This window comes from Pseudomonas sp. MWU16-30317, from assembly GCF_020515695.1.
GTDB lineage: Bacteria > Pseudomonadota > Gammaproteobacteria > Pseudomonadales > Pseudomonadaceae > Aquipseudomonas.
The window spans coordinates 177,181-203,153 of record NZ_JAIWJA010000011.1; the positions used below are offsets into that span (position 1 = coordinate 177,181).

Consider the following 25,973-nt stretch of genomic DNA (forward strand, 5'->3'; position numbering starts at 1 on the left):
TCAACTCACCCACGCCGAACCGCGGATCACGCTGCAGAAATTACCCGGCTGGAACGCCGGGTCCTTGTCGACGATCACGTCGGCCTTGACGTTGCCGAAGGTGCTGCCGGGCTTGTGCTTGATGCCGTCATAGAAGGCTTGAATGATGTCTTCCTTGAACTGCTCGCCGCGTGGGTGGGCCCGCACGATGGCTTCACGCTGGGCATCGCTGTACTGCGTATAGGTCAGCCCCAGCACGTCCATTTCTACCCCCGCCGTCACCAGCGCCACCACCGGATGCATATGTTGGGGAATGCCGGGCGTGGTGTGCAGGGCGATGGCGGTCCATACCGTGTCGATGTCCTGCTGAGCGATGCCGCGCGCTTGAAGAAAGTCCCGCGCGCAGTCGGCGCCGTCGACTTCGAAGCGTTCGCAGGCGCTACTGTGTTGATGCGTCAGGCCCATGTCATGGAACATGCAGCCGCAATACAGCAGCTCGGGGTCGAAGCGCAGGCCCCGTTGCTGGCCTGCCAGCGCGGCGAAATAGAACACTCGGCTGGAGTGATGGAAGAGCAACGGCGACGCGGTGTCGCGGACCTGCTCGGTGATTTCCCGTGCCAGTTGGCTGTCAGGGATCTTGATGCCGTCGATGTTCAGGCTCATGGTCTTGCTCCGCACGCTGAATGTGGGTCCATTGTCGGTGGCCAATGATCTGGCCTCAATCGGCGTGATACGTCATATACTGCCATTTCCAGTGCAAACACGACGCCCTCCACCATGCCCAGAACCATCGCCATGCTCGCCTTGCCCGGCGTGCAACTGCTCGACATCTCCGGCCCCCTGGATGTGTTCGCCCAAGCCAACATCGAGGTGGGGCGCGCGGCCTACCGCTTGGAGATCATCGCCTGCGAAGCGGGGCCGATCCGCAGTTCCTCGGGGGCGCGGCTGCTGCCGGATCGGGTGGCGGGCGAGGCGGGCCCATCGATCGACACGCTGCTGGTGGCCGGCGCCCCCCACGCCGCGAGCCTGCGTTTGAGCCCGCCGCTACTGGGGTGGATCCACGCCACCAGCCAGCAGGTACGACGTTTCGGCTCGGTGTGTACCGGTGCCTTTGCCCTCGCCGCCAGTGGGCTGCTGCAGGGGCGGCGGGTGACCACTCACTGGGCGTGCGTGAGCGAGCTGCAGCGCCAATATCCCCAAGTGATCATCGAGGAGGACGCGCTCTATGTCCGCGACGGCAAACTGCGCACAGCGGCCGGCGTGACCGCCGGGCTGGATCTGGCGCTGGCGTTGGTCGAGGAAGACCTGGGCCGTGAAGTGGCCAAGCGGGTGGCCGCGCAACTGGTGATGTTCTTCAAGCGCCCCGGCGGCCAGCTGCAGTTCAGCCGCCAAGGCGAAGCGCGGCCGGCCGGGCGATCGGTGTTGCAGGAAGTACAACGCTGGGTCGCCGCCAACCCGCACTTGGTGTTGTCGATCGAGACGCTGGCCGACCATGCCGGGCTAAGCCCCAGGCATTTTGCGCGGTTGTTCCACGCCGAAGTCGGCATGACGCCTGCGGCCTGGGTCGAGCAGAGCCGCATCGCGGCGGCGCGTGCATTGCTTGAGGCAGGCGTCGATGCACCCAAGCAGGTGGCCGCCAAATGCGGTTTCGCCAACGCCGACACCTTGCGCCGGGCGTTTGTGAAGCATGTGGGGATCACCCCGGCGCAATACCGAAGGGGCTATGGCGGCGTAGTTGACAGCGACGACGGTGTACGTTTACGTTAACGTAAACCTGATCGGGAAATTCTACCTTGAGCACCACCTTCAGCATCAGTGATCTGTCCCGGCTATTGGACGTCACCCCGCGCACCATCAGGTTCTACGAAGAACAAGGCATGGTCGCCCCCGAGCGGCGCGGTCAGGAGCGGATCTTCTCGGCGCGCGACATGGTCGCCCTGAAGCTCATCCTGCGTGGCAAACGCATCGGCTTCTCCCTGGCCGAATGCAAAGAACTCATCGGCATGTACGACCCGTCCGGCAACAAGAAGCAGCTGGACCGGTTCCTGGAAAAGATCACCGAACGACGGGAACAGTTGCAACAGCAGATGCTCGATATCGAGCAGATGCAGCTCGAGCTGGATACCGCGGAGGAACGCTGCCGAACGGCGCTAGCCTCGCTGTAGCGAGGGGGCTTGCCCTCGAAACATATCAGTCACCGTGCGCCCAATAACAATAAGCAAGGAGTGGATATGACACTGGTACCCGGACTGGATTTCTTCCTCGGCGAAGAGATCAACATGCTGCGCGATTCCGTGGCGGCCTTCGTTGCGGATGAAATCACCCCGCGGGCGCAGGCTGCCGACCGCACCGACACCTTCCCCAGCGACCTGTGGCGCAAGTTCGGCGACATGGGCCTGCTGGGTCTCACCGTGCCCGAAGAGTACGGCGGCTCGGGCATGGGTTACCTGGCGCACATGGTCGCCATGGAGGAGATCTCCCGCGGTGCCGGCGGTATCGGGCTGTCATACGGCGCCCATTCAAACCTGTGCGTGAACCAGATCAACCGCAACGGCACTCATGCGCAAAAGCTGCAGTTTCTGCCCGGGCTGATCTGCGGCGAGCACATCGGCGCCCTGGCCATGAGCGAGCCCGACGCCGGTTCCGACGTGGTGTCGATGCGCCTGCGCGCGGAGCTCAAAGGTGATCGCTACCTTCTCAACGGCACCAAGATGTGGATCACCAACGGCCCGGACTGCGACGTGCTGGTGGTTTACGCCAAGACGGATCCCGCTGCCGGCGCCAAGGGCATCACGGCGTTCATCCTGGACACGGACACACCCGGTTTTTCGGTCGCGCAGAAGCTCGACAAGCTCGGCATGCGCGGCTCCCACACCGGCGAACTGGTGTTCCAGGATGTCGAGGTCCCGGTGCAGAACGTCCTCGGTCAGGTCGGCCAAGGCGTCAATGTGTTGATGAGCGGGCTCGACTACGAACGTGCGGTGTTGTCCGGGGGCCCGCTGGGCCTGATGCAGGCGGCGATGGACGTGGTGGTCCCGTACCTTCACGACCGCAAGCAATTCGGCCAGAGCATCGGCGAATTCCAGCTGATCCAGGGCAAGGTCGCGGACATGTACACCACCCTGCAAGCCTGTCGCGCCTATCTGTACGCCGTGGGCAAGCATCTGGATGCCATGAGCGCGGGTCACGTACGCCAGGTCCGCAAGGACTGCGCCGGGGTGATTCTCTACACCGCCGAAAAGGCCACCTGGCTGGCCGGGGAGGCCATCCAGATTCTCGGCGGCAACGGTTATATCAACGAGTTTTCGGTGGGGCGTATCTGGCGCGATGCCAAGCTCTATGAAATCGGTGCGGGCACCAGTGAGATCCGGCGGATGCTGATCGGTCGCGAGCTGTTCAACGAAACCCGCTGAGCACGTCATCCCACTCCAGGAACTGCACCATGGCCATTCTGCAAACCCAGGTCAACGTTCGCTCGGCGCCGTATCAAACCAATGCTGCTGCCATGGCTGAACACCTTCAGACGCTGAAAAAATTGATCGCCGAGGTCTGCCAGGGCGGCGGCAAGACCGCCCAGGAACGCCACCTCAGTCGCGGCAAATTGCTGCCTCGGGATCGCGTCGATCTGCTGCTGGATCCCGGCTCGCCGTTCCTCGAGATCGGCCTGCTGGCCGCCCATGAGGTGTATGACGAGAAGGTCGCCGCGGCGGGCATGATTGCCGGCATCGGCAGCGTGTCCGGCGTGGAATGCATGATCATCGCCAACGACGCCACGGTCAAAGGCGGCACCTACTACCCGCTGACGGTCAAAAAGCATCTGCGCGCCCAGGCGATCGCCCAGCAGAATCGCCTGCCGTGCGTATATCTGGTGGACTCGGGCGGCGCCAACCTGCCGCGCCAGGATGAAGTATTCCCCGACCGCGAACACTTCGGCAGGATCTTCTTCAACCAGGCCAACATGAGCGCCATGGGCATCCCGCAGATCGCTGTGGTGTTGGGCTCGTGCACCGCAGGCGGCGCGTATGTGCCGGCGATGAGCGACGAGACCATCATGGTGCGCAACCAGGCGACCATCTTTCTTGCCGGCCCACCGCTGGTGAAAGCGGCGACCGGCGAAGTGGTCAGCGCCGAGGATCTGGGCGGCGCCGATGTGCACTGTCGCCTTTCCGGGGTAGCGGATCATTACGCCGAAAACGACGAGCATGCCCTGGCCATCGCCCGTCGCTGCGTGGCCAATCTCAACTGGAAAAAGGCCGGCGAGCTGGCCTGCATTACCCCCATCGAGCCCCGTTACCCGGCCGAGGAAATGTATGGCCTGGTGCCTGCCGACCCCAAGCAGCCACTGGAGGTTCGCGAAGTCATCGCGCGCACCGTCGACGACTCCAGCTTCGATGAATTCAAGGCGCTGTTCGGCGTCACCCTGGTGTGCGGCTTTGCCCATATCAATGGCTATCCGGTGGCGATCCTGGCCAACAACGGCGTGCTCTTCGCCGAGGCCGCGCAAAAAGGTGCGCACTTCATCGAGCTGGCCTGCCAGCGCAAGATCCCGCTGGTGTTCCTGCAGAACATCACGGGCTTCATGGTCGGGCAAAAATACGAAGCCGGTGGCATCGCCAAACACGGCGCCAAGCTGGTGGCCGCTGTGGCCTGCGCCCAGGTGCCGAAGTTCACGGTGATCATCGGCGGCAGCTTCGGCGCGGGCAACTATGGCATGTGCGGCCGCGCCTACGATCCGCGCTTCTTGTGGATGTGGCCCAACGCGAAGATCGGTGTGATGGGCGCGCAGCAGGCGGCAGGGGTGTTGGTGCAGGTCAAGCACGAACAGGCCCGGCGCGCTGGCGAGCAGTTCAGCGACGAAGATGCCCAGCGCCTGCGTCAGCCCATGGTCGAGCAGTACGAGCAGCAGGCCCATGCCTTTTACTCGTCGGCGCGGCTGTGGGACGACGGCGTCATCGACCCGGCACAGACCCGGGCGACCTTGGCCCTGGCGCTGTCAGCGGCCTTGAATGCACCGATCGCCGATACGCGCTTTGGCGTGTTTCGCATGTAATCCAACGCGCACTTCCTGGCACCTCACGGAGCACTCGGCCATGCCCGATTTCTCGACCCTCGAGTTGGTCTTTGCCGACACCGGCGTCACCACGCTGTGGCTGAACCGACCCGATAAAAACAACGCGTTCAATGCGCAGATGATCAGCGAGTTGCAGGCAGCGCTCGATCAGGTGGCCGCCCACGAGGCCAGTCGATTCCTGCTGCTGCGTGGTCGTGGCAAGCACTTCAGCGCCGGCGCGGACCTGGCCTGGATGCAGGCCAGCTCGGCCCTGAGCTACAACGACAATCTGCTCGAAGCGCAAAAGCTCGGCAACCTGATGGATCACCTGCATCAATTCCCGCTGCCGACCCTGGCCGTCGTACAAGGTGCCGCGTTTGCCGGCGCCATGGGGCTGGTCTGCTGTTGCGACATGGCCATCGGCAGTGACGACGCCTTGTTCAGTCTGTCCGAGGTGCGCCTCGGCTTGGCCCCGGCGGTGATCAGCCCCTACGTGGTGCAAGCCATCGGTCAGCGGGCGGCAAGGCGTTATGCCCTGAGCGCCGATCGTTTTGATGCCCACCGGGCACGCGAGTTGGGGTTGCTGGCCGAGGTCTACCCGGCTGCCGAACTCGACATGGCGGTGCGTGGCTGGACGCGAAATCTGTTGAAGAACAGCCCGGCGGCCATGAGCGCGTGCAAGTCGCTGCTGCTCGATGTCGGCGACGGTGAGCTGACGGCGGAGTTGAAAACGCGTACCGCCACGACCATCGCCAGCCTGCGCACCAGTGCAGAAGGCCAGGAGGGCATGCGCGCCTTTCTGGAAAAACGCGCCCCGGCGTGGAATGGAGAAACGCCATGATTGCCACCTTGTTGATTGCCAACCGTGGCGAAATCGCCTGCCGGGTCATTCGCACCGCCAAGGCACTGGGGATCAAGACTGTAGCGGTGTACAGCGATGCCGATGTCGGCGCCCGGCATGTGCGTGAAGCCGATGTGGCGATCGCCTTGGGCGGTACCAAGCCGGTGGACAGCTACCTGGTGATCGACAAGATTATCGCTGCCGCCAAGGACTCGGGCGCCGATGCGGTGCACCCTGGTTATGGCTTTCTTTCGGAGAATGCCGGCTTCGCCCGGCGCCTGGAGCAGGAGGGGCTGATTTTTCTCGGCCCGCCTGCATCGGCTATCGACGCCATGGGCAGCAAGTCCGCCGCCAAGCGCCTGATGGAAGACGCTGGGGTGCCTTTGGTGCCCGGCTATCACGGCGAGGCGCAGGATCTCGAGACCTTCAAAGCGGCCGCCGAGCGTATCGGCTATCCGGTGTTGCTCAAAGCCGCAGCGGGGGGCGGTGGCAAAGGCATGAAAGTCGCCGAGCAGCCGGCGGACCTTGCCGAAGCCCTCGACTCCGCCAAGCGCGAGGCGCTGTCGTCGTTCGGCGATGAGCAGATGCTGGTGGAGAAATACCTGCTGGCGCCACGGCATGTCGAGATCCAGGTCTTCGCCGATCAGCATGGCCATTGCCTGTACCTGCACGAGCGAGATTGTTCCATTCAGCGGCGTCACCAAAAAGTAGTCGAAGAGGCGCCCGCGCCTGGGCTGTCCCCCGAGTTACGTCGCCAGATGGGCGAAGCGGCGGTGCGTGCCGCTCAGGCAATCGGCTATGTCGGGGCCGGTACCGTGGAGTTCTTGCTGGATGCGCGCGGCGCGTTCTTCTTCATGGAAATGAACACCCGTTTGCAGGTCGAGCATCCGGTGACCGAAGCCATCACCGGACTCGATCTGGTGGCCTGGCAGCTGCGCGTTGCCCGTGGTGAAACGCTGCCGCTGACCCAGGTCGAGGTGCCCCTGCAGGGGCACGCCATCGAAGTGCGTTTGTATGCCGAGGACCCGGAGGGCGGCTTTCTGCCGGCCAGCGGGCGGCTTGATCTGTATCAGGAAGCAGCGCCGGGCATCGGGAGGCGGGTCGACAGCGGAGTGGTCGAGGGCGACGCGATTTCGCCGTTCTACGATCCGATGATCGCCAAGGTCATCGCCTGGGGCGAGACCCGCGAAGATGCGCGTCGGCGCTTGCTCGCCATGCTCGGCGAGACGGCGGTGGGCGGCGTGAAAACCAATCTGGGATTTTTGCAGCGTATTCTTGCCACCCCGCAATTTGCCGCAGCCGAGTTGGATACCGGTTTTATCGAGCGCCATGCCGAGGTGCTGCTGCCCGCGCGGCCTGAGTTGACGGATGAGTTTTGGACGGAGGCCGGGCGCGCTTGGTTGGCAGGTGAGCCGCTATGGGTATCCGCTGAGGATCGGTTCTCGCCTTGGCGCCAACGCACTGGCTGGCGGCTGGGCGGGCCGAGCGAGGCGCTGGTGCATTTGCGCTGTGAAGCGACATCGCGCTTGTGCCGGATAGCATTCGCTAATGCCCCCCGCGTTCGTTACTGGCGCCGCGGCGAGGTGTTGTTCGTGGTCTGGCATGGCCAGCAATTAGAGATTCGCGCGGTCGATCCACTGGCTGAAAGCATCGGAGCCGCCGCCATCGAGGGGGGCCTGACCGCGCCTATGAACGGCAGCATCGTGCGCATTCTGGTGTCGCCCGGCCAGCAGGTGCAGGCCGGTGATGCCTTGATTGTGGTCGAGGCGATGAAAATGGAGCACACGCTGCGCGCGTCCACAGCCGGCACTGTCAGCGCGATTTTCTGCGCCGAAGGCGAGCTGGTTGGCGAAGGTGCGGTCCTCGCCGAACTGCAGGAGGCCCCCCATGACGCCGCCTGATCGGGTACGGATCGTCGAAGTCGGCCCGCGCGATGGGCTGCAGAATGAGCAGGCGTCCATCAACACCGCCGACAAGATCGCGCTGGTCGATGGCCTCAGCGATGCCGGCGTGGGCTTTATCGAGGTCGGCAGTTTCGTCTCGCCCAAATGGGTGCCGCAGATGGCCGACAGCGCGGCGGTGTTCGCCGGTATCCAGCGGCGGCCGCAGGTGGTCTACGCGGCTCTGACCCCCAACGTGCAGGGGCTAGAGGCAGCGATTGCGGCGGGTGCTTCGCAGGTGGCCGTGTTTGCCGCCGCCTCGGAATCGTTCTCGCAAAAGAACATCAATTGCTCCATCGCTGAAAGCTTGAAGCGCTTCGAGCCGTTGATGGCTCGTGCCAAGGCCGAGGGTATAAAGGTGCGTGGCTACGTGTCCTGCGTGCTGGGCTGCCCCTACGAAGGTGAGGTCGCGCCGTCCCAGGTGCGGTATGTGTCGCAGGCTCTGTGGGAAATGGGCTGTTATGAGATTTCCTTGGGCGACACCATTGGCGTCGGTACCGCCGCCCAGGCGCGGGGCCTGATCGAGGTGCTCAGCCGCGATATCCCCCGTACGTCCCTCGCCGGGCATTTCCATGACACCTATGGCCAGGCGCTGGCGAACATCTATGCCTGCCTGCAGGAAGGCATCGGCGTGTTCGACAGCGCCATCGGCGGGCTGGGTGGCTGCCCTTATGCCAAGGGGGCGACGGGCAATGTGGCGACCGAAGATGTGCTGTATCTGCTGCAGGGTTTGGGGATCGAGACGGGGATTGATCTGGAGCGGCTGATCGCGGTCAGTCGGCGGTTGACCGATGCGCTGGGCAAACCGTCCGGGTCTCGGGTGACGCGGGCCAGGGGCGGCTGATAGCAGCCGTGGGTTGTACAACAATGACAAGAAAGGCAACGCCATGAATCCTCCGAGTTACTCGCAAGGCTCCACATTGCCGCCGCTGCTCGCCCAGACCATCGGCGACGCATTCGATGCCACCGTGTCGCGATTCCCCCAGCGCCTGGCGCTGCTAGTCCCGGACCAGAACATCCGTTGGTCATGGGCGGCGTTGAAGGTCCAGGTCGAAAGTCATGCACGTGCATTGATCGCGCTCGGCGTGCGCGCCGGTGAACGCATCGGCATCTGGGCGCCGAACTGCTTCGAGTGGTGCCTGACCCAGTTCGCTTCGGCGAAAATCGGCGCGATCCTGGTCAATATCAATCCGGCCTACCGCACCAGCGAGTTCGAATTCGTGCTCGCGCAATCCGGCTGCAATTGGTTGATTTGCGCCGAAAGTTTCAAGACCTCCAACTACCACAGCATGATCGCCCAGGTCATTCCCGAACTGGCCATGTTCACCCCTGGCCGCCTGTCGAGTGAAAAACTGCCCGCCTTGAAAGGCATTGTCAGCCTGGCCGAGCAGCCCCCCGAAGGCTTGCTTAGTTGGCAGGCGCTTCAAGCCATGGCCGCTGATGTGACGGTCGAGCATCTGGCTCGGCGCCAAGCGCAGTTGCAGTTCGATGACCCGATCAATATCCAGTACACCTCCGGCACTACCGGCTTCCCGAAGGGTGCGACGCTCAGCCATTACAACATTCTCAATAATGGCTACATGGTTGGCGAGAGTCTCGGCCTCACCGAGTTCGACAGCGTGGTGATCCCGGTGCCGCTTTATCATTGTTTCGGCATGGTGATGGGCAACCTCGGTTGCCTGACCCATGGCAGCGCGATGATCTATCCGTGCGCGGCGTTCGAGCCACTCAAGGTACTGCAACGGGTCGCCAGCGAACGGGCCACCGTACTGTTCGGCGTGCCGACCATGTTCATCGCGCAACTGGATCATCCCGAGCGGTGCCACTACGATCTGTCCAGTTTGAGAACCGGCATCATGGCCGGAACGACTTGTCCTATCGAAGTGATGAAGCGGGTGATGAACGAGATGCACATGGCAGAAGTGCAGATAGCCTACGGCATGACCGAGACCAGCCCGGTGTCGCTGCAGACGGGCCCGCAAGATTCGGTGGAACATCGCGTGACTACCGTGGGCCGGACGCAACCGCACCTTGAAAACAAGATAGTCGACAGCGACGGCCGCATCGTTGCGCGCGGGCAGGTCGGTGAGTTGTGCACCCGTGGCTACAGCGTGATGCTCGGCTACTGGAACAACGACGCCGAGACGGCCGAGTGCATAGACCGCAGCCGCTGGATACACACGGGTGACTTGGCGACGATGGATGAACAGGGTTTCGTCAGTATCGTGGGGCGCATCAAGGACATGGTCATTCGCGGTGGCGAGAATATCTATCCGCGGGAAGTCGAAGAGTTCTACCTCGCCCATCCGGCTATCGCAGATATTCATATTGTTGGTATCCCGGACAGCAAATATGGCGAACAACTGGTGGCCTGGGCGCGCATTCATCCGAGCCACAGTGTTACCGATGACGAGTTACGGCTGTGGGCCAAGGACCGCATTGCTCACTACAAGATTCCCCGGCACTTCAAGTTCGTCGAGGCGTTTCCCATGACGGTGACGGGCAAGGTACAGAAGTTCCGGATGAGGGAGGTCAGTATCGAGGAGTTGCCGGGGGCTTGAGACGGCACGACAGTCGGTGCAGTTGAACCGTTACGCTTTCACGTGGGACTAACTGAGTATCTCTCGTACACCTCTGAACATGACCGGCAGCGCTTGTGAATAGAAGCGTGGGGGCATGTCTCTCACTGAAGGAGCTCTGCACCATGGCAAGCCATTTCAACGAAACGCCAGTCTGGTTTATCACCGGCTGCTCCACCGGCTTTGGCCGCGCCCTTGCGCAATTGATTGTTGATCGCGGCTGGCGGCTGGTTGCGACTGCTCGGGATAAATCGCGGGTCGCCGATCTGGCGAAAGGCGCCGAGGACCGCGTGCTCGCGCTGGACCTGGACGTCGCCATCAGTGCTCAGGTCGAACAGGCCGTGGCCGCCGCCAACGAACACTTTGGCCGCATCGACGTGCTGGTCAACAACGCCGGTTACGGCTACCAGAGCACCATCGAAGAGGGCATTGAATCTGAAATCCGCGACCAGTTCGATGCCAACGTCTTCGGCCTGTTCGCCATCACCCGCGCGGTGCTGCCGATCATGCGCGCGCAGCGCAGCGGGCACATCATCAACATCACCTCGGTGGCGGGCCTGATCGGCTTCCCTGGGTCTGGGTATTACGCGGCATCGAAGCATGCCGTCGAAGGCTTCTCCGATGCGCTGCTGGCCGAAGTCGAGCCGTTGGGCATCAAGGTAACGTGCGTCGAGCCGGGGCCATTTCGTACCGACTGGGCCGGCCGTTCGCTGCGCCAGACGGCTACCCAGATCGATGACTATAAAGACACCGCCGGCAAGCGTCTTGAAACCACCAAGTCCAACAGCGGTAGCCAGGCCGGTGATCCGGTGCGTGCGGGGGAGGCGATGATCGCGCTGACCCAGCAGGACAACCCGCCTCGGCACCTGCCGCTGGGGGCGTGGGGAATCGATATGGTGCTCAAGGATCGGCGTAGCCGGTTGGAGCAGCTTGAAGGGGTCAAGGGCATCAGCGCTGGGGCTGACTTCCCGAGTTGATACGGGGCCCATCTCCCGTAGCCAGGGGGCTTGCCCCCGATTGGCCTGCCAGCCGCAGATGATGTGACTGACAGGACGCCTCTCGCTACAGGTGCATGCCAGGCAGGCTCAGAATGGCGGAGGCGAAGGCCTGCGGCGCCTCCTGAGGCACGTTGTGCCCCACCCCCGGTATGATCTGGCGCCGATACGGGCCAGTGAAGCGGCCTTTGTCGGGATCATCGACCGGAGGCGGGGCAACGGTGTCGTCTGCGCCGTGGATCACCACGGCAGGCACCGCGATTGGCGGTTGCGGGGCCAGTCGCAGTTCGATGGGGTCGTACCGTGGATCGCCCGCCACCAATCCGAATCGATGACGATAGGAGTGGGTCACCACATCGACGAAGTCCTCATTGGCAAAGGACAACGCCGTCGTATCGAAGGACTGTTCGGTAAATGTCCAAGTGGGCGACCACATCTTCCATAACAAATGGCAGAACGCGTTGCGATTCAACGTCAGACCACGATAGCCGCGATCACCATGCAGATAGTACTGATACCAATACAACAGTTCCGCCGCAGGTGCGGCTGGCTTATAAGCCTCGGCAATATTCTGGATGCTGTAACCATCACAACTCAGCAAACCACTGACCCGTTCGGGCCACAGTGCCGCAACGATACACGCCGCTCTGCCACCCCAGTCATAGCCCGCAAGCACTGCGCGTTCGATATTCAACGCGTCCAGAAAAGCTAATAAATCCGCCGCCACCGCCGCTTGTTGGCCGGATCTCATCGTCTGTGCATCCAGGAAACGAGTCTGGCCATAACCGCGCAAGTAAGGGATCAGGCAACGCTTACCTGCGGCGGCCAGTGGCGGGGCTACTTCGTCATAGCTGTGAATGTCGTAGGGGAATCCGTGCAGCAGCACCACCGGTTGCCCCTCGGGCGGGCCCAGTTCCAGATAGGCGATTTCCAGCACGCCAGCCGTGATGGTCTTCATGAGCGTCTCCAGTTTGGCCGTGGCAGGCATTGCAGGGTTGGACTGCGTGGGGTGAGCGTAGACTCAAAATAACAGCGGCTGTAGAACTATATGCTCCAGCCCTTGATGAGTTTTTGCGCCGGGATCATGAAGTAGACCCATTCCCGGCCATCCTTGCGCTTGTTGAACAGTTGGTGCTCTACCAGGCCGTGCAAAACCGCTGAGGCAGTGTTATAGGAGCAGCCTAGGTTGTCCTTTACGGTTGTCGCGGTGAATTCCTCGCCTTTATTCCTTTGTGCCACTTGCAGGACCGTCTTTTGTTTGTCGTTCAGTTCGGTGTACAGCCCTGATTGATACAGAAAGGCCTTGAACGCCTGCATGCCCAGCAGGGTTTTTTCGTAGGTCGCTTTGAATGTACCGATGGCGCGGTTGATTACCGTGCATTGGTAATCAATGAAATACGTCAGGTCCATCTCGTCGGTTTCGGTGTACAGGTAACTTTTACCGTATTGAACAGGCGCCGACTTCAACAGCGTGCTGATCGCGATGTAACGGAAGGCGGCAAAATCGTGTTTGAACAGATACCAGTAAAACAGTGACCGAGCGACACGGCCGTTACCGTCATGGAACGGATGCTCATAGCCGATCGCGAAATGCAGGGTAATGGCTTTGATCAGCGGGTGGAGGTAGGCCTCGCTTTCAGCGTCCGTATGATCGGTGTTCAACCAATCTGCCAGGGTCTGCAGGCGCTTCTCCAGGCCTATGCCCGGAGGCGGCGTGTGTACGACATTGCCATCGCCATCTTCCACCACGATATCGTCGCTGGCTGAGCGAAACACGCCGGGTTGGTAATGACTGTCGTCGATATTCTCCACGCCGATGCAGTGCAGCTCTGCAATCAGGCCGGCGGATAACGGCCGGTCCTTGAACCGCCATGCGGCCTGCATCATCTTGAAATTGCCGACGATCATTTTTTCGTCGAGCGTCCGAGGCGCACGTTGGCGTTTGAGCAGGTCCTTGGCGACTTTTGTGGTGGTGGCCGCGCCTTCCAGTTGACTGCTGCTGATGGCCTCGTCTTCGATAAGGTCGTTGAGCAGGTAGCTGATGTGTTCCTGCTCGTCTATCTGCTGGCTCATCCACTCCAGTGCGGCGGTGGAGGCATAGCGATCGCTCGCAGAAGCGGCCTTTTGGATCGTGGTTGTGTTCAGCAGCCTGCACATCGTCATTGGGACGCCGAGTTTGACGAGGTCGGTGAGTTGCAGGCGCCGCGCGCTCTTGACCACTGACCAGGCAAGACCGTGATCGAGGTGTCTGGGGATTCTGAAGCGCAGGGTGTCGTAGTGCTGGTAGCGGCCTTTGCGGTCCGTGGGAGTGAAGAGCTGCAGGTAGTCGACTGCCAGGCTGGGGTGATCCTTGACGATTTTTTCGATCGGGTTGGGGTCGACGGGGGGCGGCCGCGTGATCATGGGTAACTCAAAATTGGCTGGTTTTGAGTTTTGAGGGTACACCGGATGAGCTGATATCTCAAAAACTCAAATTTATGAGATATCAATGGTTCATACGCGGATCGGCTTCAGTTGCGCGCCATTCAGGATGAGGCGCACAGACAACGCCCTGGATCAGCACTCGACGCCGAGAAGTCCTCAGGCGGCAGTCTCCAGCCATTTACCCCTCCGAGGCAGGTCCGGAGGAAGTCGGGGCGTGAAGATGTGGCTCTGAGCCGTAAATGGCTAAAGCAAATGGAACAGTTGGCCGAGAGGCTTGGAACTACGAAGGAGAGGTGGAGCGGGTAGAGGGAATCGAACTCTTATAGGACAAGACTTTAGGAAACTGTGTATGTGTGTAGCCATACCTACATCTTGGAATGGAACATTAGCGTGTATATGTGTATATGAGGTAGGCTATTTCCAGGGCCTCCTTCAAATTGACTATCGCTACAGCCTGGCTCCGGTGTCGGCTCACATGTGAGTAAGGGACTCGGATAAAGGCCAATTCGCCTGCACCCTGAATGCACCGCCTCTTCAGGCGCCACCTACCTACCATTCTGTTTCGATGGTGGCGACTGCGGCCCAAAAAAGGGGGCGATAGGTCACCGACGGCGCGGGATGTGGGGATGGCTTTGCGGAGAGGGTGAGAGCTGGTCGAGTGTTCCATTAACCGAGCTTGATCGCGCACCGATTGGTGCGCGGGATTCGATTTCTTAGGATCGATCAGACTGACTCCGGAGGCACCTATTCTAGTGCTTCTGGTGACCCCAAATACATCGGTTCACCAGAAGTGACGAAGCCCGGCAACCATTCTTCATCTGTTTCCTCATTGGGCGTATATCGATAACTGGAGGTCGAAAATATCACCTGGCCATTGTGTCTCGCTGCGACAGTCCGCAATTCCTGGACGTACGAGTCAAGGTGCTCATTTGGAATATCCTGCTGTTTAGGCGTGTCTAGAATGAGTACTCTGAACGGTGACAGTGGGTCGATGAGGCAAATTTCAAACAGCGCAGCATGGTAGGCCAGGACAGTCCTGGTTTTTGAACTGCCCTTGAAGATGTCCAGCTTTTCCTCTCCCATGGTTGGCTTCAGATAGGAATCAACGGTCACCAACTGAGGTATGGTTCTCGCATGCAGAATGCCGAGCCATTTCGTCATGCCTTCGGAAAGGCGCAGCCGCAGTCGTACAATCTCAGATGACTGCTCTTGCGTTCGTTGCAAGGATTCATAGAGGGTAAGGGCTCGATCACGACGTTCGATGAGTTTTGCATGCTGGGCATTCTGGTCATCGACTTTTTTGTACTTTTCTTTTTCCTGTTGCAGTTCGAAAAGATCAGTCGTGGTACGACTGATTGCTTCGATGAAGGCCTCTACCCCCGATTCTCGCTCAGCAAGCGTTCTCTGGTGAGTCAAGTCTTCAATCTGCTTTTCCACAGTAGTCCTGGCGGTATGGACGGCTTCAGCTAGCTGCATATTCGCTGCCGTAGATATTTCTAAATCTTTAATCTGGTCTTTGAGATAGAGAAGGCTTTTGCCATAGGACTCAGCACTGGCCATGAACATGCCGCAGTTTGGGGTGCTGCATAACTCGGAGAAGAGGACAAATGTCCGTCTTGCATCTTCGTTTAAACTGAGTGTCTCGATCTCACTTTCAATTTCTTGCTTAATGGTGTTGAATCCAGAAATCTTGGATTCCAAAAGATTTTGCTGCTGTAGAAGCTGTCTGAGTTGATTTTGACGTTCGAGAAAAATTTCATCTAAGCTGGAGATGGCCTCACTTTTTATATTTTTGGAGTGTTTTAGACTCTGCATGCGCTCTTTGGCGGCGGTTATAAGCTTCTCAACACTTTCTATGTTTCTTTTGGGAAGTGGTAGGTCTTGCTGGAGTCTCTCAAGCAGTTTACGACTCGCGACAACGCTGGTGTGCAGGTGGTCAATTTCTTTGCGGACGTCAATTGATTTTCGTTTTTTGTCGTAAATATTCAAAGCTGGCAGTTTGTTGATCAAACGTACCATTTCTGTATATTGGTCTTTGATAAAATTTTGTCGTGGCGAATAAAAGTCAGAGTACCCCTTGTCTTGGTCTAAATAGAATAGGGGTATCAGTCCAGTGAAATAGGGGGGTGTGGGAGTTCCGCTAGATGTAATCAAGCGGTCTGTTTTTATACCTAGCTCTTTAAAAATAAAACTAGAAAGATCTTCATCATTGTAAAAGCGGTCAACCGTTTTCTCATTTTCTCTGATGGTGACATCGAATTTTTCGGCGATGACGCGCTCAAATGAAAACAGCCTTGTGCCTATATTAATGGTTAGTCTAGCGAGTCGGCAGTTTTGGGTAATGTCCGCCCTAAACTTTATGTCGAGGCCTAAGCAAAAGAGGATCGACATTATAAGCGGAGTTTTACCGCTTTCGTTGATTGCATAAAGTTGAGTGATAACTTCGCCAAACCTTAGCTCACCCGAACCCCAACCTGATGGGCCATTAGGTATAATTTCAAGAGTTTCAAATCTCATGAAGCTTCGCCTCTTCTGCGTTTTCCTTACAAATGTTCCGATAGGCCCGCTGAGCGGTCAGCAGAAATAAACATAGTTTCGTGTTCTCTTCTGTAAGCTTGTCTAGGATTTTACGTCCAGAGGTGGTGGTCTCAACTCTGTAGGTGTTTTTGTTAACCTTTACAAACTCGGCGGTCTCCAGAAAGGTGAGCGCGCGCACCGTCCGGATTCTTAGGTTTGCTGACCACCCCAACTCTTGACTAGAACCCTTGAAAGTCGACAGGCTCTGCTCGAAACACATGCCAACAAACATGCCTATCTCATCGGCCCTAGGCTTCGAACTGCCTTTGCCGAGTAGCATGATCGTCAGCGCAATCAAAGGCATGTGAAACAAGCTTTCATTTTGTAAAGCGTCTTTCCGAGAACGTGGCGCACTGTGTGTAATGAATCCATCTGCCTCTTCGCTGGCGATATTAATAGCTTCTAATATGCTCATGAGACCTCTCCTCTAACCAACTCGGATAACACTGCCCCAAGGGTTAGTTCGAGAGTGATGTCCTCACGGCAAAGCTGTACTTTGAGTGCGGCATTGAGGGTTCTTACTTCAAGTGTAAGGTCTGGCATTTTTATTGTGCCCCATGCCAGTTTTCGAGCAGATTCAATTATCATTTCAGTGGCTACTGTCATGAGAAAGTCAGGAAGCTCGTGGCGATGTATACGATGCCAGCTTTCCCATTGGCATTTGTATCCAGCAAATGTGTCGACGGTGTTTGCTGAAAACCCTGACCTCAAAAGCATTTTTTGAAGAATAGATGCGGATTTTAGTGCTTTCTCATCCCCACCAGCTCGCAGCATCTCGTAGGTAGACTTTGTGATAGAAAGCGTATTAAGCACGTCATCTATGCAAATGCTCGCAAAGCTGTCCAAATCCTTTTCTTGAATGTTGAAGTTGAGTACGCCAGATGATTTTTCTTCAATGCAGGACAAAAGTTGAATGATGATCTTTTTTACTTCGTCAGGCGTGAGGTTTATTTCGCTGTATCGGAATATCTTACTAGAAGCTAGTGACACAAAGAGCTCGTCATCTTCGTCAAGGATGCTGTGTCTAGGCTCTATCTTCAAATGTGATAAAAACTCAATAACGTCTTGCTGATCCTTGCCGTCTAAACTTAATATTAGCTTCTTAGTCTCTGCGATGAGAGCAGATGTGTGGTCTCCGATGGTGCCTTTTTGTTCGATTTCGGCGATGATGGCTTCTACTTCATCATCGAAGTTTATATTTGTCTTGATCTCGATAGAGTGACAGCTATCCCCAAAGTTTTCGATATGCAGCAGAAGTTTTCCTGCAAAGCTGTCGGGCAATGCATGCTCCGGGTTTTTCTTTGGTCGTTTTTTTAAGCCAAATACTTCGAGTATGGTGTAGCGATAATTAAGTTGGGATTTTGTTTTGACTTGGACGAATCGGTACTGTGCCTTTGAGTCTGTGACGTATTTTACGACATAGTCTTCATGGTAGTCGCAGTAAATTCTCTCAATGTCTTTGTTCTCTAGTAAGGCCAGGCTTTCAATTGTAGCAGCCCTGAACTGAGCGCGAAAACGATTAATCGTGTCTCTACCTGATTGCTCTCGGGTGGCTACTTCATGTAATTTCATTTAAAACACCGATGAATATCGTTGGGGGCGGTGCCATCCGATATAGGCTTGATCTGGCGTTGGTAACAAGAATTGACTATTTCATAAAAAACTTGAAAACAATCGCGCGTAGTCGCTGAGCGTACGGCCAGCGGAGCGCTGGTGATGGCCACGATCTTCAAATCGCACTGAACGAGTGCTGAGGCCTTCACGGCGCGTGAGGCTGATTCAGAATACAGATAACGAGGGGAGGCTTCGAAATGTGTCGGCCTCAGTTCTATTACGGTTCGCGATGTCACAGCTGCCGTCCTGGCTAGGTAATAGTGGCCAAAAGATGGCGCCTAGATTAACCGGTTCTCGATAGGTGGGGAAGATGGTCATGACTTTGGTCGAATTACCCAGGAGAGCATTCAGCCTTCGCCCATGAGCCTTCAACGGCAAACAGATCGTCCTACGTTCTAATGGGATCAAGCGCAAAAGATGAATGCACTCATCCATCATGGTATGGCCTGTCCGCCCATCAGCCGATCAAGCGAGCTAGCCTGACTAATTTATAAATTCCAAAGATCTGCGACGGTCGATTTTGCGAGCTTCAGCCTCTGAGCCGCTTCACGCTGGGTCATGCCTGCAGCTTTGCACTCCTGGACGGCCTCAAGCCGCTTCTGGCGCTCGTGAACTCGGCTGACCATCGCTCCGTTTTTGACCTGGCGATCCAATGCATCAAAACCACCCGCCACTTCAAAAGCGTCCAGCTCAGATTGCACAACCTGCAAGATATTGGAGGCGGCTTGATCAGAACTCGAAACAGCTCCGAGCACCATGAGAGTGATGGGGTGTATTCCGACGGCTTGAGCGATCTCATCAAGCTTGCCGAGCGTAACGTCCGACTTGCCTTGCTCGATGCGATAGACAAACTTCCGATCAGCAGCTTCCCCAAGATCGCTCTGCGCGAGTCCTCGTATGGCCCTGACTGCTCTGAGAGCGGCAGCCAAGCCTGCGCGATTCGACATTGGGTTTCCTCAAAAGTGAGGATGTAGCCATGTTGCACTGCCCGGAACTACGGTCTATATTGCCCATTCCGGGCACGGCTATTGCCTTGTCGATGGTTTCTGCCGTCCGGTCGCTGAAAGCGCTGAGCCTTCGCGGGTGCATGGTTTCGCTATGAAATATCAATAATCACCTAAATCGAGTTTAGCCGCATGCGACTGTATGTCGTCTCAGACCTTCACAACGAATTTCATCTCTTCCATCCGCCAGCCCTTGATCCCGCTGTCGACTTGGTCATCCTTGGCGGTGATATCGATAAAAAGGCAAGGGGTGTGAAATGGGCCAATGAGACATTCAGTTGCCAAGTCGCGTATGTCTGCGGTAACCATGAGTTCTATGACGGGCATATCGACCGCACGCTGCAGAAGATGAGAGACGCTGCCGAGCCTCACGTCCATGTGCTCGAAAATGACCTCGTCATCCTCAATGACATTCGGATCTTGGGCTCGACCGGATGGACTGATTTCAGCTCTACTGGCAGTCAAGTTGCAGCGACAGCGATGGCTTGGGAGCGTATGAACGACTTCAACTATATCCGCATCGATGCAGGGTATCGACGTTTGAGGCCGGCTGATCTAATCGTCCGAAATCACATGGCCAGAGCCTGGTTGGCGCAGGAGCTCGCGAAGCCGTTTCAGGGGAAGACTATCGTGGTCACTCACCATTCCCCGTCCTCGGCAGTAGTCGGAGGCAAGCACGAGGGGAATCTCAATGCCGCCTATACAAACGACTGGCCCGAGTTAATTCAGGAGGCTGATCTCTGGATCTTTGGGCACACCCACGAATTTGTCGACGTGGAGTTGGCGGGTTGCCGAGTTGTTTCAAATCCTCGTGGCTACCCCAATGAATCAACGGGCTTTGATCCCTTTTTTGAGATTGAAATCTGAGGAGCGCATGTGCTTTGAAATCAAACGTTATTCGTCTCACAGGCTGCGAGTCCCATCGTAGCGGAGCGCAGGGGCATTCGCCGCCGAGCGAGGTTGCTCAGGCGAAGTCTCAGGAATGGGGCGTCTTTGTAGATGCGTATCTCGTGGATGCTGCACGCGTCGGCAATCGTTACGCAGCTACCGTCTATTGTGATCAGTCGGGCTCGCCCGATGGGGCGACTGTGGCGACTCCCCCGGTACGGGAAATTTCGAAGAAAGGGGGCTTCGCGCTGCTTCAAACCATCGATGCTCAAGATCATTACGTCATAGCCTCGGAGCACGTTACCCCGGGGTGTGACTAATGGCGACCGTCGTAGATTGGCCGCCACAGGTTCTGGCTGCAGCTGCCTTGAAATTCACCACGCCAGTAGGTGCATTCTTGTGGATGCCGGAGGTTGAATTCCCGTGTCTGGTCGGTCGGGTGTTTATGGATCTGAGCAGTAGATTTCAGGACGGACGTATGATCCGTACGTCACAGATCATACGACTGCAGGAAGAGCGGGGCTGGACGATAGCCATCACGTTTTCGGGCAGTTACTACTTACTGGTTCATGAAGGGGAAAATCCCTTTCTGGGACAGACCAGGCTTTTTCGGTCGAACCCTGGTGACGCTGTTAGCAATTTGCATTGAGTCAGCTGTGCGTCCGTGGTCGGTCGGTACGTGATCGACTCTAAGGCCCCAGACATGAGCAATCTTTGTCGTGGGACGGCTTCCGACAGGTCAGGTAAACCACGCTTCGGACGGATTTAATGAAGAAGGAGCAACCATGCAGGACTTTGATATCCGGCAAATGATCGGCCCGAGCTCAGTCATGACAGCAAGTCAAATCGAGCTTGATGAGGCAATTCGAGTTACTCACCAGAAATTCCCAGGCCGTAGCTTTTGTATACCGGGCGAATGGGTATGGCTCGACCTAGAAGCCCCCGATCTCGTTGTTGAAGAGCTAAACGTCGAAGGAAAAAAACCGATGATGTTGCTGGTCTTCGACACGCTGTACGACAGCTCGACGTCGGCTAAGTCGCAATGGTTTCGTACGACGCCTTTGGTTGATTTTACTGACGGAATGTTTTTCCTGACTGAGAACAAAATCTACGTGTTGCTTGGGCGTGGACGTCGAACATCCATGACCCTTTCCGCTGCAGTGCGGTTGTTTTGAAAGGTATGGGAGGTCATGGGTAATGACTCTGTCCACGGTTACCGACATGAGGCTAGCTGAATGATTAATGCCGTGGTGCTCGATGCATTCGGAACAATTCTTCGAATCGATCACCCAACAAACCCCTATAGGGAGCTCATCAGGGAGGGGCGTCGGCAGGGCATCGCTTCAGGTTCAGAAAGCCTTGGCCTTGTCATGACGAAAAACCTGGCGATCGACGAGATGGCTTCATTTCTAGGCATAGCGCTAACGCCATTGCAAAGGGAGAAAATGAGCCAAGCATTAGAGTTGGAGCTCTCGTCTATCAGACCTTTTTCTGACGCCTTGGAGGCCATCCCCCGCCTGCTGGATGCAGGGCTGAAAGTGGGCGTCTGTTCAAATCTAGCCAGCCCTTACGGGCCGGTCGTCAGGCGGTTATTCCCAAAACTGCATGGCTATGCATACAGCTATGAGCTAGGTCTGATGAAACCTAATCCCGCTATCTACCAAGCGGTTTGCGCTCACATGGGGATAGAGCCGGGTCATTATCTGGACGAGAGAAAAGGTGGGGTTGTCATGACTGGAGACTCTAAACGATGTGATCAAGATGGCCCGAGGTCGGTCGGGATAATGGGCCTTCACTTAGATCGTACGGGTCGAGGGTCGATCAATGACCTCCTGCAGTTCGCCGAACTGGTAATAGACCATAACCTCAAATTTAGCTCGGTCAGTTGATGGAGAGCAGCATTGCAGGTTTCTGGCAACTGAGATCGAGGGCGCCAGCAGCGTTGTTCGTTACGTATGCCTGGCTACGATTAGGTTGTACGCGCCGAGTCTGGGCGCTGGGCGACGTGCATAGAGTTTGCCGGTGAATACCGTCTATATGATCGGTGCTGCTTTGGGGTCATTGCCAGCCTGGCTCAGCACTAACTTCATGATGGCCGCCCGATCCCTGAAGTGACTGCGCAAGGTGACAGGTATCTAGCTTCCAACTGATCTGTATCTGACTTTCAGCTTGGCAAAGGGAGGCTGTCTCGCATGCTCAGGCGCCGTGCATCGGGGGCGCTGGAGCTTTCGATCAGGACACCTACGCAAGAAGCCTTCTCCACATCGGGGAAATCATCGACGATCAGACAGCTTTTTTGGTTCCACGCCAGCATCGAGGTGATCGGTTTGAATTGGATTGCATTTAGGTCGTAAGATCGAGTCGCCCAACCTGCATGGAGTCATTACCTTGCCGAACGTATTTTTCTCCTACTGCCATGCAGACGAGGGGTTGCGAGACCAGCTCGAAAAACAGCTGTCCATGCTGAAGCGTCAGGGTGTTATCGAGACCTGGCATGATCGGCGAATCAATGCTGGCCAAGAGATTGATGCTGCCATTGATGAGCACATCAATACCGACGAGATTATTCTGCTGTTGGTTAGCCCCGATTTCATTGCATCCGACTACTGCTACAACGTCGAAATGACTCGTGCCATGGAACGGCATGACGCGAAGCAGGCGATTGTCATTCCCGTAATCCTGCGGGCCTGCGATTGGCACTATGCTCCATTCGGTAAGCTGCTCGGCACCCCCTCGGACGGAAAGCCAGTAACCCTCTGGGCTGATCGGGATGAGGCATTCCTGCAGGTAGCGAAGGAAGTTCGCAAGGCAGCTGAACAATGGCGAACCGATAAACCTGTGGCGCCTCTGAGAAGCGTACGCCCCGATTATGCGATGCCAGTTGCAGCAGCCCTTAGTCCCAGCCCGGGGCCGCGTTCCAGCAACCTTAGGTTAGCCAAGTCCTTTACCCAACTCGATAAGGATCAGTTCCAACTTGAATCTTTCGAGTATATAGCTCGCTACTTTGAGAATTCGCTGGCGGAGCTGCAGGCTCGAAACGAGGGATACCAAGGCGTCTTCCGCCGGATTGATGGAAACCGTTTCTCTGCGACCATTTACAAAGATGGACGAGACATAGCCAAGGCTTCTGTCTTCGTCGGCGGCCAGCTGGGAGCTGGCATCTATTACAGTCAAGGCGATTCGTTCAGCGGTGGCTCCTTCAATGAGGCCCTTCACGTCGAATCAGACGACCAAACCCTTTACTGGCGGACTATGGGGATGGCGTCGTTTCGCAGCCCGAAAGACCAGAAGCTGTCTCAAGAAGGCGCCGCCGAGGCGCTTTGGGACATTGTCATCTCGCCTCTTCAGCGAAGTCGTTGAAGCCCAAGTGGAGCGTCTATGTGTTCTCCGCATTGGCCTAGCCAAGCCGGGGTAAACGACATAGTCGATATCCGTGCACCTCGGCTGGGCCCTATGCGAGCAGGCCTAGCCGTGACCAAAAAACTCAATGACCTCTTGTTTGTTTACCTTCTGCGGACACTCGTAGGATAACTCTCATTTGGAACCACATAGTGGCCAGTCGTAAATGGGAGAGGATGTCCCGCCTGCGTTGCGACTTGGTCAAGTAACGATGGCGCAGAGCCTTTGATCCCCAGCTTGAGGATAGCCGCGTTTCTCAGATTCCGGGGGCTGCGCTGAGGGGGAATAAGTTGAGCATCCTTTTCCCACGATCGAAAAATCTGCAATAGCTCATCCTAGTTCTTAAGGATGATCCTCGGAGGTCAGGTGACGCGCGACAATAAGCCAAGACAGCTTACGGCCCAAGAGTTCGAGCTAATGATGGGCGAGCTAGATACAGCTCAGTAACCGTCCGGTGATGTCACCTACCGAAATCCAGCATTAAGGGCGATGGTGTCCGCGTATTTTGATCTGACCCCGAAATGTTGGACATCAACATCCAGGGGGCTCATGAAAAAGTACACAGAGCAGGCGAAATTGTCGGTTGTTGAAGATTACTGTTCGGGGAGCGCAGGTCACCGAGAGGTAGCGCATCGCCACGGAGTCAATTCTTCTTCGCTTCGAAAATGGATTGCGGCCTATCAGGCGCTTGGTGCCGCTGGCCTCAAAAGTAAGAGAAAGAAGAACTACAGCCCTGAGTTCAAGCTGGCTGTATTGCAGCGCATGCGAAAGGAAGAGCTGTCCTATCGCCAAGTCGCTGCGCTGTTTGATATCCGGAAATCCGACATCATTGGCGAATGGGAGCGCAGGTATGATGAAGGCGGTTTGGAGGCCTTGTCCCGGCAGCCAGGAAGCGGACGTCACCAGAAAATGACAAAACCTATCCCGCCCATTCAGCTTGAATCTTCGGACGACGAAGCTCGTACGCATGATGATTTGCTGGCCGAATTGAGCCAGTTGCGGATGGAGATCGCTTATTTAAAAAAGCTCGATGCCTTAGTTCAAGCGAAGGAACGAGCAGCGCAGCGGAAAAAGCGCAAATCGTGATTGAACTGAGGCAAGAGCACCCTCTGGAAGGCCTTCTGAGAGTGGCGGGCTTGGCCCGTAGCACGTTTTACTATCAACAAAAGGTGCAGCAAGCCGTTGATAAATACGCGGTACTGAAGACCAGAATTTGCTCGATCTTCGACGAGCACAAAGGCCGATATGGCTATCGCCGCATCACTGCTGCCGTTCGGCGAGCTGGACACCTCGTGAACCACAAGACTGTTCAGCGCCTCATGGGCGAGCTTCAGTTGAAAAGCCGTGTGCGCACAAAGAAATACCGGGCCTACAGAGGCGAAGAAGGTCAGGTTGCGCCGAACCTGCTGAAGCGGAAGTTCAATGCCAAAAGACCAAATCAGAAATGGGTTACGGATGTGACGGAGTTTCGGGTCGGCGGGCAGAAGCTTTACCTCTCACCGATACTTGATCTCTACAACGGCGAAATCATCGCTTTCAAGACAGCCAGGCGCCCGCTGTTCGATATGGTCGGCGGAATGCTACGACAAGCCTTTGAACGGCTACGGCCACGCGATGAACCAATCTTGCATTCTGACCAAGGATGGCAATATCGAATGCCTATTTACCGTCGCGTCCTGAGCGAGCGAGCAGTCAAGCCGAGCATGTCTCGCAAAGGAAATTGCTATGATAATGCGGCTATGGAAAGCTTTTTCGGCACCTTGAAGTCGGAGTTCTTTTACCTGAACAAATTCAGCAGTCTTGATGAGCTTGAAGCAGGGATAGAGGGGTACATACACTACTACAATCATTCGCGAATCAGGCTGAAGCTGAGTGGCCTAAGCCCTGTGGAATACAGGACTCAAGCACGGCGGGCATAGAAGGCGTCCAACATTTCGGGGTCAGATCATTTTAAGCGGACGCGATCACCCTTATCGCCAGGATTTCCATGCGCCAACGAAGCTCTTACCCCAAACCATTCAAAGCCCAGGTCGTCCAGGAATGCTTGCAACCCGGAGCGACAATTTCCAGCGTAGCCATCCATCACGGCATCAATGCTAACGTGATCCGCAAGTGGCTACCGGCTTACCGGGATCAATCGCCTGTAACCTTGCCGGCTTTCGTTCCGGTAAAAACGGTACCAAGGCGAGCAACAGAAGAGATGGTGATCATCTCGCTGCCTCTGGGTGATAAATCCATCACCGTAAAATGGCCAGCCTCGGATCCGGACGGCTGCGCCTGTTTGATTCGTGGCCTGGCCCAATGATTCGCGTCGATGCCATCTGGCTCGCCACCGAGCCTATGGACATGCGCGCCGGCACTGAGACTGCGCTGGCCCGAGTGGTCGCGGTATTCGGTGCGGCGAAGCCGCACTGCGCTTACCTTTTTGCAAACCGCCGGGCCAACCGCATGAAAGTCCTGGTGCACGACGGCGTCGGTATCTGGCTGGCGGCACGGCGTTTGAATCAAGGAAAATTTCATTGGCCGGTCATCCGTCGCGGGGCGGAAGTCGAACTCGACCCCGAACAACTCCAGGCGCTGGTACTGGGATTACCCTGGCAAAGAGTCGGTGCGGGCGGCGCAATTACATTGCTTTAAATGCTGCCTTTTAGCTGAAGCAGTCGGGCTGCTTTGGTAAAATCCA

Annotated in this window: 23 protein-coding genes; 16 read left to right on the plus strand and 7 right to left on the minus strand. The window is 57.0% G+C overall.

The window, feature by feature from the left end:
* Positions 1–642 carry an HD domain-containing protein gene (locus tag LIX93_RS25625; RefSeq protein WP_226506869.1) on the minus strand — a complete coding sequence of 214 codons (642 nt, stop codon included), beginning with the start codon at positions 640–642 and terminating at the stop codon, positions 1–3.
* 114 nt (positions 643–756) lie between these two features.
* Here LIX93_RS25625 and LIX93_RS25630 point away from each other — a divergent pair, with 114 nt between their 5' ends.
* The 9 genes from LIX93_RS25630 to LIX93_RS25670 all read left to right on the plus strand — a co-directional run bounded on the left by LIX93_RS25630 (position 757) and on the right by LIX93_RS25670 (position 11,366).
* Positions 757–1,746 carry a GlxA family transcriptional regulator gene (locus LIX93_RS25630; RefSeq protein ID WP_226506870.1) on the plus strand — a complete coding sequence of 330 codons (990 nt, stop codon included), beginning with the start codon at positions 757–759 and terminating at the stop codon, positions 1,744–1,746.
* A 26-nt stretch (positions 1,747–1,772) separates the two neighbouring features.
* On the plus strand, positions 1,773–2,144 hold the full coding sequence (locus LIX93_RS25635) for a MerR family DNA-binding transcriptional regulator (protein ID WP_226506871.1): 372 nt from the start codon (positions 1,773–1,775) through the stop codon (positions 2,142–2,144).
* 66 nt (positions 2,145–2,210) lie between these two features.
* The gene (locus tag LIX93_RS25640) at positions 2,211–3,392 is read left to right on the plus strand and encodes an isovaleryl-CoA dehydrogenase (RefSeq protein WP_226506872.1); all 1,182 of its coding nucleotides are present in this window, start codon (positions 2,211–2,213) and stop codon (positions 3,390–3,392) included.
* A 29-nt stretch (positions 3,393–3,421) separates the two neighbouring features.
* Positions 3,422–5,029, plus strand: coding sequence for a carboxyl transferase domain-containing protein (locus LIX93_RS25645; protein ID WP_226506873.1), 1,608 nt, complete (start codon positions 3,422–3,424; stop codon positions 5,027–5,029).
* Between the two features lie 40 nt (positions 5,030–5,069).
* The gene (locus LIX93_RS25650) at positions 5,070–5,870 is read left to right on the plus strand and encodes an enoyl-CoA hydratase-related protein (RefSeq protein ID WP_226506874.1); all 801 of its coding nucleotides are present in this window, start codon (positions 5,070–5,072) and stop codon (positions 5,868–5,870) included.
* Positions 5,867–7,771: an acetyl/propionyl/methylcrotonyl-CoA carboxylase subunit alpha gene (locus LIX93_RS25655; RefSeq protein ID WP_226506875.1), complete on the plus strand. Its 1,905-nt coding sequence runs from the start codon at positions 5,867–5,869 to the stop codon at positions 7,769–7,771. The genes LIX93_RS25650 and LIX93_RS25655 overlap by 4 nt, the downstream gene beginning before the upstream one ends.
* On the plus strand, positions 7,758–8,654 hold the full coding sequence (locus LIX93_RS25660; RefSeq protein WP_226506876.1) for a hydroxymethylglutaryl-CoA lyase: 897 nt from the start codon (positions 7,758–7,760) through the stop codon (positions 8,652–8,654). Before LIX93_RS25655 ends, LIX93_RS25660 begins: the two co-directional genes overlap by 14 nt.
* A 43-nt stretch (positions 8,655–8,697) precedes the next feature.
* Positions 8,698–10,371 (plus strand): AMP-binding protein, encoded by a 1,674-nt coding sequence (locus LIX93_RS25665; RefSeq protein ID WP_226506877.1) that lies wholly within the window; start codon positions 8,698–8,700, stop codon positions 10,369–10,371.
* A gap of 143 nt (positions 10,372–10,514) precedes the next feature.
* The gene (locus LIX93_RS25670) at positions 10,515–11,366 is read left to right on the plus strand and encodes an oxidoreductase (RefSeq protein ID WP_226506878.1); all 852 of its coding nucleotides are present in this window, start codon (positions 10,515–10,517) and stop codon (positions 11,364–11,366) included.
* Between the two features lie 85 nt (positions 11,367–11,451).
* On the opposite strand, the gene LIX93_RS25675 is transcribed toward LIX93_RS25670, so the two are convergent.
* From LIX93_RS25675 to LIX93_RS25700, 6 genes are all read right to left on the minus strand, one after another.
* Positions 11,452–12,342, minus strand: coding sequence for an alpha/beta hydrolase (locus LIX93_RS25675; protein ID WP_226506879.1), 891 nt, complete (start codon positions 12,340–12,342; stop codon positions 11,452–11,454).
* 86 nt (positions 12,343–12,428) lie between these two features.
* On the minus strand, positions 12,429–13,787 hold the full coding sequence (locus tag LIX93_RS25680) for a Fic family protein (protein WP_226506880.1): 1,359 nt from the start codon (positions 13,785–13,787) through the stop codon (positions 12,429–12,431).
* A gap of 765 nt (positions 13,788–14,552) precedes the next feature.
* Positions 14,553–16,325 (minus strand): hypothetical protein, encoded by a 1,773-nt coding sequence (locus tag LIX93_RS25685; protein ID WP_226506881.1) that lies wholly within the window; start codon positions 16,323–16,325, stop codon positions 14,553–14,555.
* Positions 16,315–16,800, minus strand: coding sequence for a hypothetical protein (locus LIX93_RS25690; protein WP_065992339.1), 486 nt, complete (start codon positions 16,798–16,800; stop codon positions 16,315–16,317). The genes LIX93_RS25685 and LIX93_RS25690 overlap by 11 nt, the downstream gene beginning before the upstream one ends.
* On the minus strand, positions 16,797–17,957 hold the full coding sequence (locus LIX93_RS25695; protein WP_065992341.1) for a dsDNA nuclease domain-containing protein: 1,161 nt from the start codon (positions 17,955–17,957) through the stop codon (positions 16,797–16,799). The genes LIX93_RS25690 and LIX93_RS25695 overlap by 4 nt, the downstream gene beginning before the upstream one ends.
* Positions 17,958–18,487: 530 nt before the next feature.
* Positions 18,488–18,946 (minus strand): helix-turn-helix transcriptional regulator, encoded by a 459-nt coding sequence (locus LIX93_RS25700; protein ID WP_065992342.1) that lies wholly within the window; start codon positions 18,944–18,946, stop codon positions 18,488–18,490.
* A gap of 189 nt (positions 18,947–19,135) precedes the next feature.
* On the opposite strand from LIX93_RS25700, the gene LIX93_RS25705 reads away from it, so the two are divergent.
* The 7 genes from LIX93_RS25705 (at position 19,136) to tnpB (ending at position 25,927) form a co-directional block, all read left to right on the plus strand.
* Positions 19,136–19,870 carry a metallophosphoesterase gene (locus LIX93_RS25705; protein ID WP_226506882.1) on the plus strand — a complete coding sequence of 245 codons (735 nt, stop codon included), beginning with the start codon at positions 19,136–19,138 and terminating at the stop codon, positions 19,868–19,870.
* An 806-nt stretch (positions 19,871–20,676) separates the two neighbouring features.
* Positions 20,677–21,066: a hypothetical protein gene (locus tag LIX93_RS25715; protein ID WP_065992345.1), complete on the plus strand. Its 390-nt coding sequence runs from the start codon at positions 20,677–20,679 to the stop codon at positions 21,064–21,066.
* A 60-nt stretch (positions 21,067–21,126) separates the two neighbouring features.
* A complete protein-coding gene (locus tag LIX93_RS25720; RefSeq protein ID WP_065992346.1) occupies positions 21,127–21,780 on the plus strand; it encodes an HAD family hydrolase in 654 nt (217 codons plus the stop codon).
* 499 nt (positions 21,781–22,279) lie between these two features.
* Positions 22,280–23,251, plus strand: a complete 972-nt coding sequence (locus LIX93_RS25725; protein ID WP_151330729.1) for a toll/interleukin-1 receptor domain-containing protein — start codon at positions 22,280–22,282, stop codon at positions 23,249–23,251.
* A gap of 588 nt (positions 23,252–23,839) precedes the next feature.
* Positions 23,840–25,209, plus strand: a protein-coding gene (locus LIX93_RS25730; RefSeq protein WP_122280370.1) for an IS3 family transposase whose coding sequence is annotated in 2 segments (ribosomal slippage) — positions 23,840–24,308 and positions 24,308–25,209 — 1,371 coding nt in all. Because the reading frame shifts where the segments join, the coding sequence is not laid out codon by codon here.
* A gap of 68 nt (positions 25,210–25,277) precedes the next feature.
* Positions 25,278–25,595, plus strand: coding sequence for a transposase (locus tag LIX93_RS25735; protein ID WP_065992351.1), 318 nt, complete (start codon positions 25,278–25,280; stop codon positions 25,593–25,595).
* On the plus strand, positions 25,592–25,927 hold the full coding sequence (gene tnpB, locus LIX93_RS25740) for an IS66 family insertion sequence element accessory protein TnpB (RefSeq protein ID WP_065992353.1): 336 nt from the start codon (positions 25,592–25,594) through the stop codon (positions 25,925–25,927). Before LIX93_RS25735 ends, tnpB begins: the two co-directional genes overlap by 4 nt.
* Positions 25,928–25,973 lie beyond the last annotated feature (46 nt).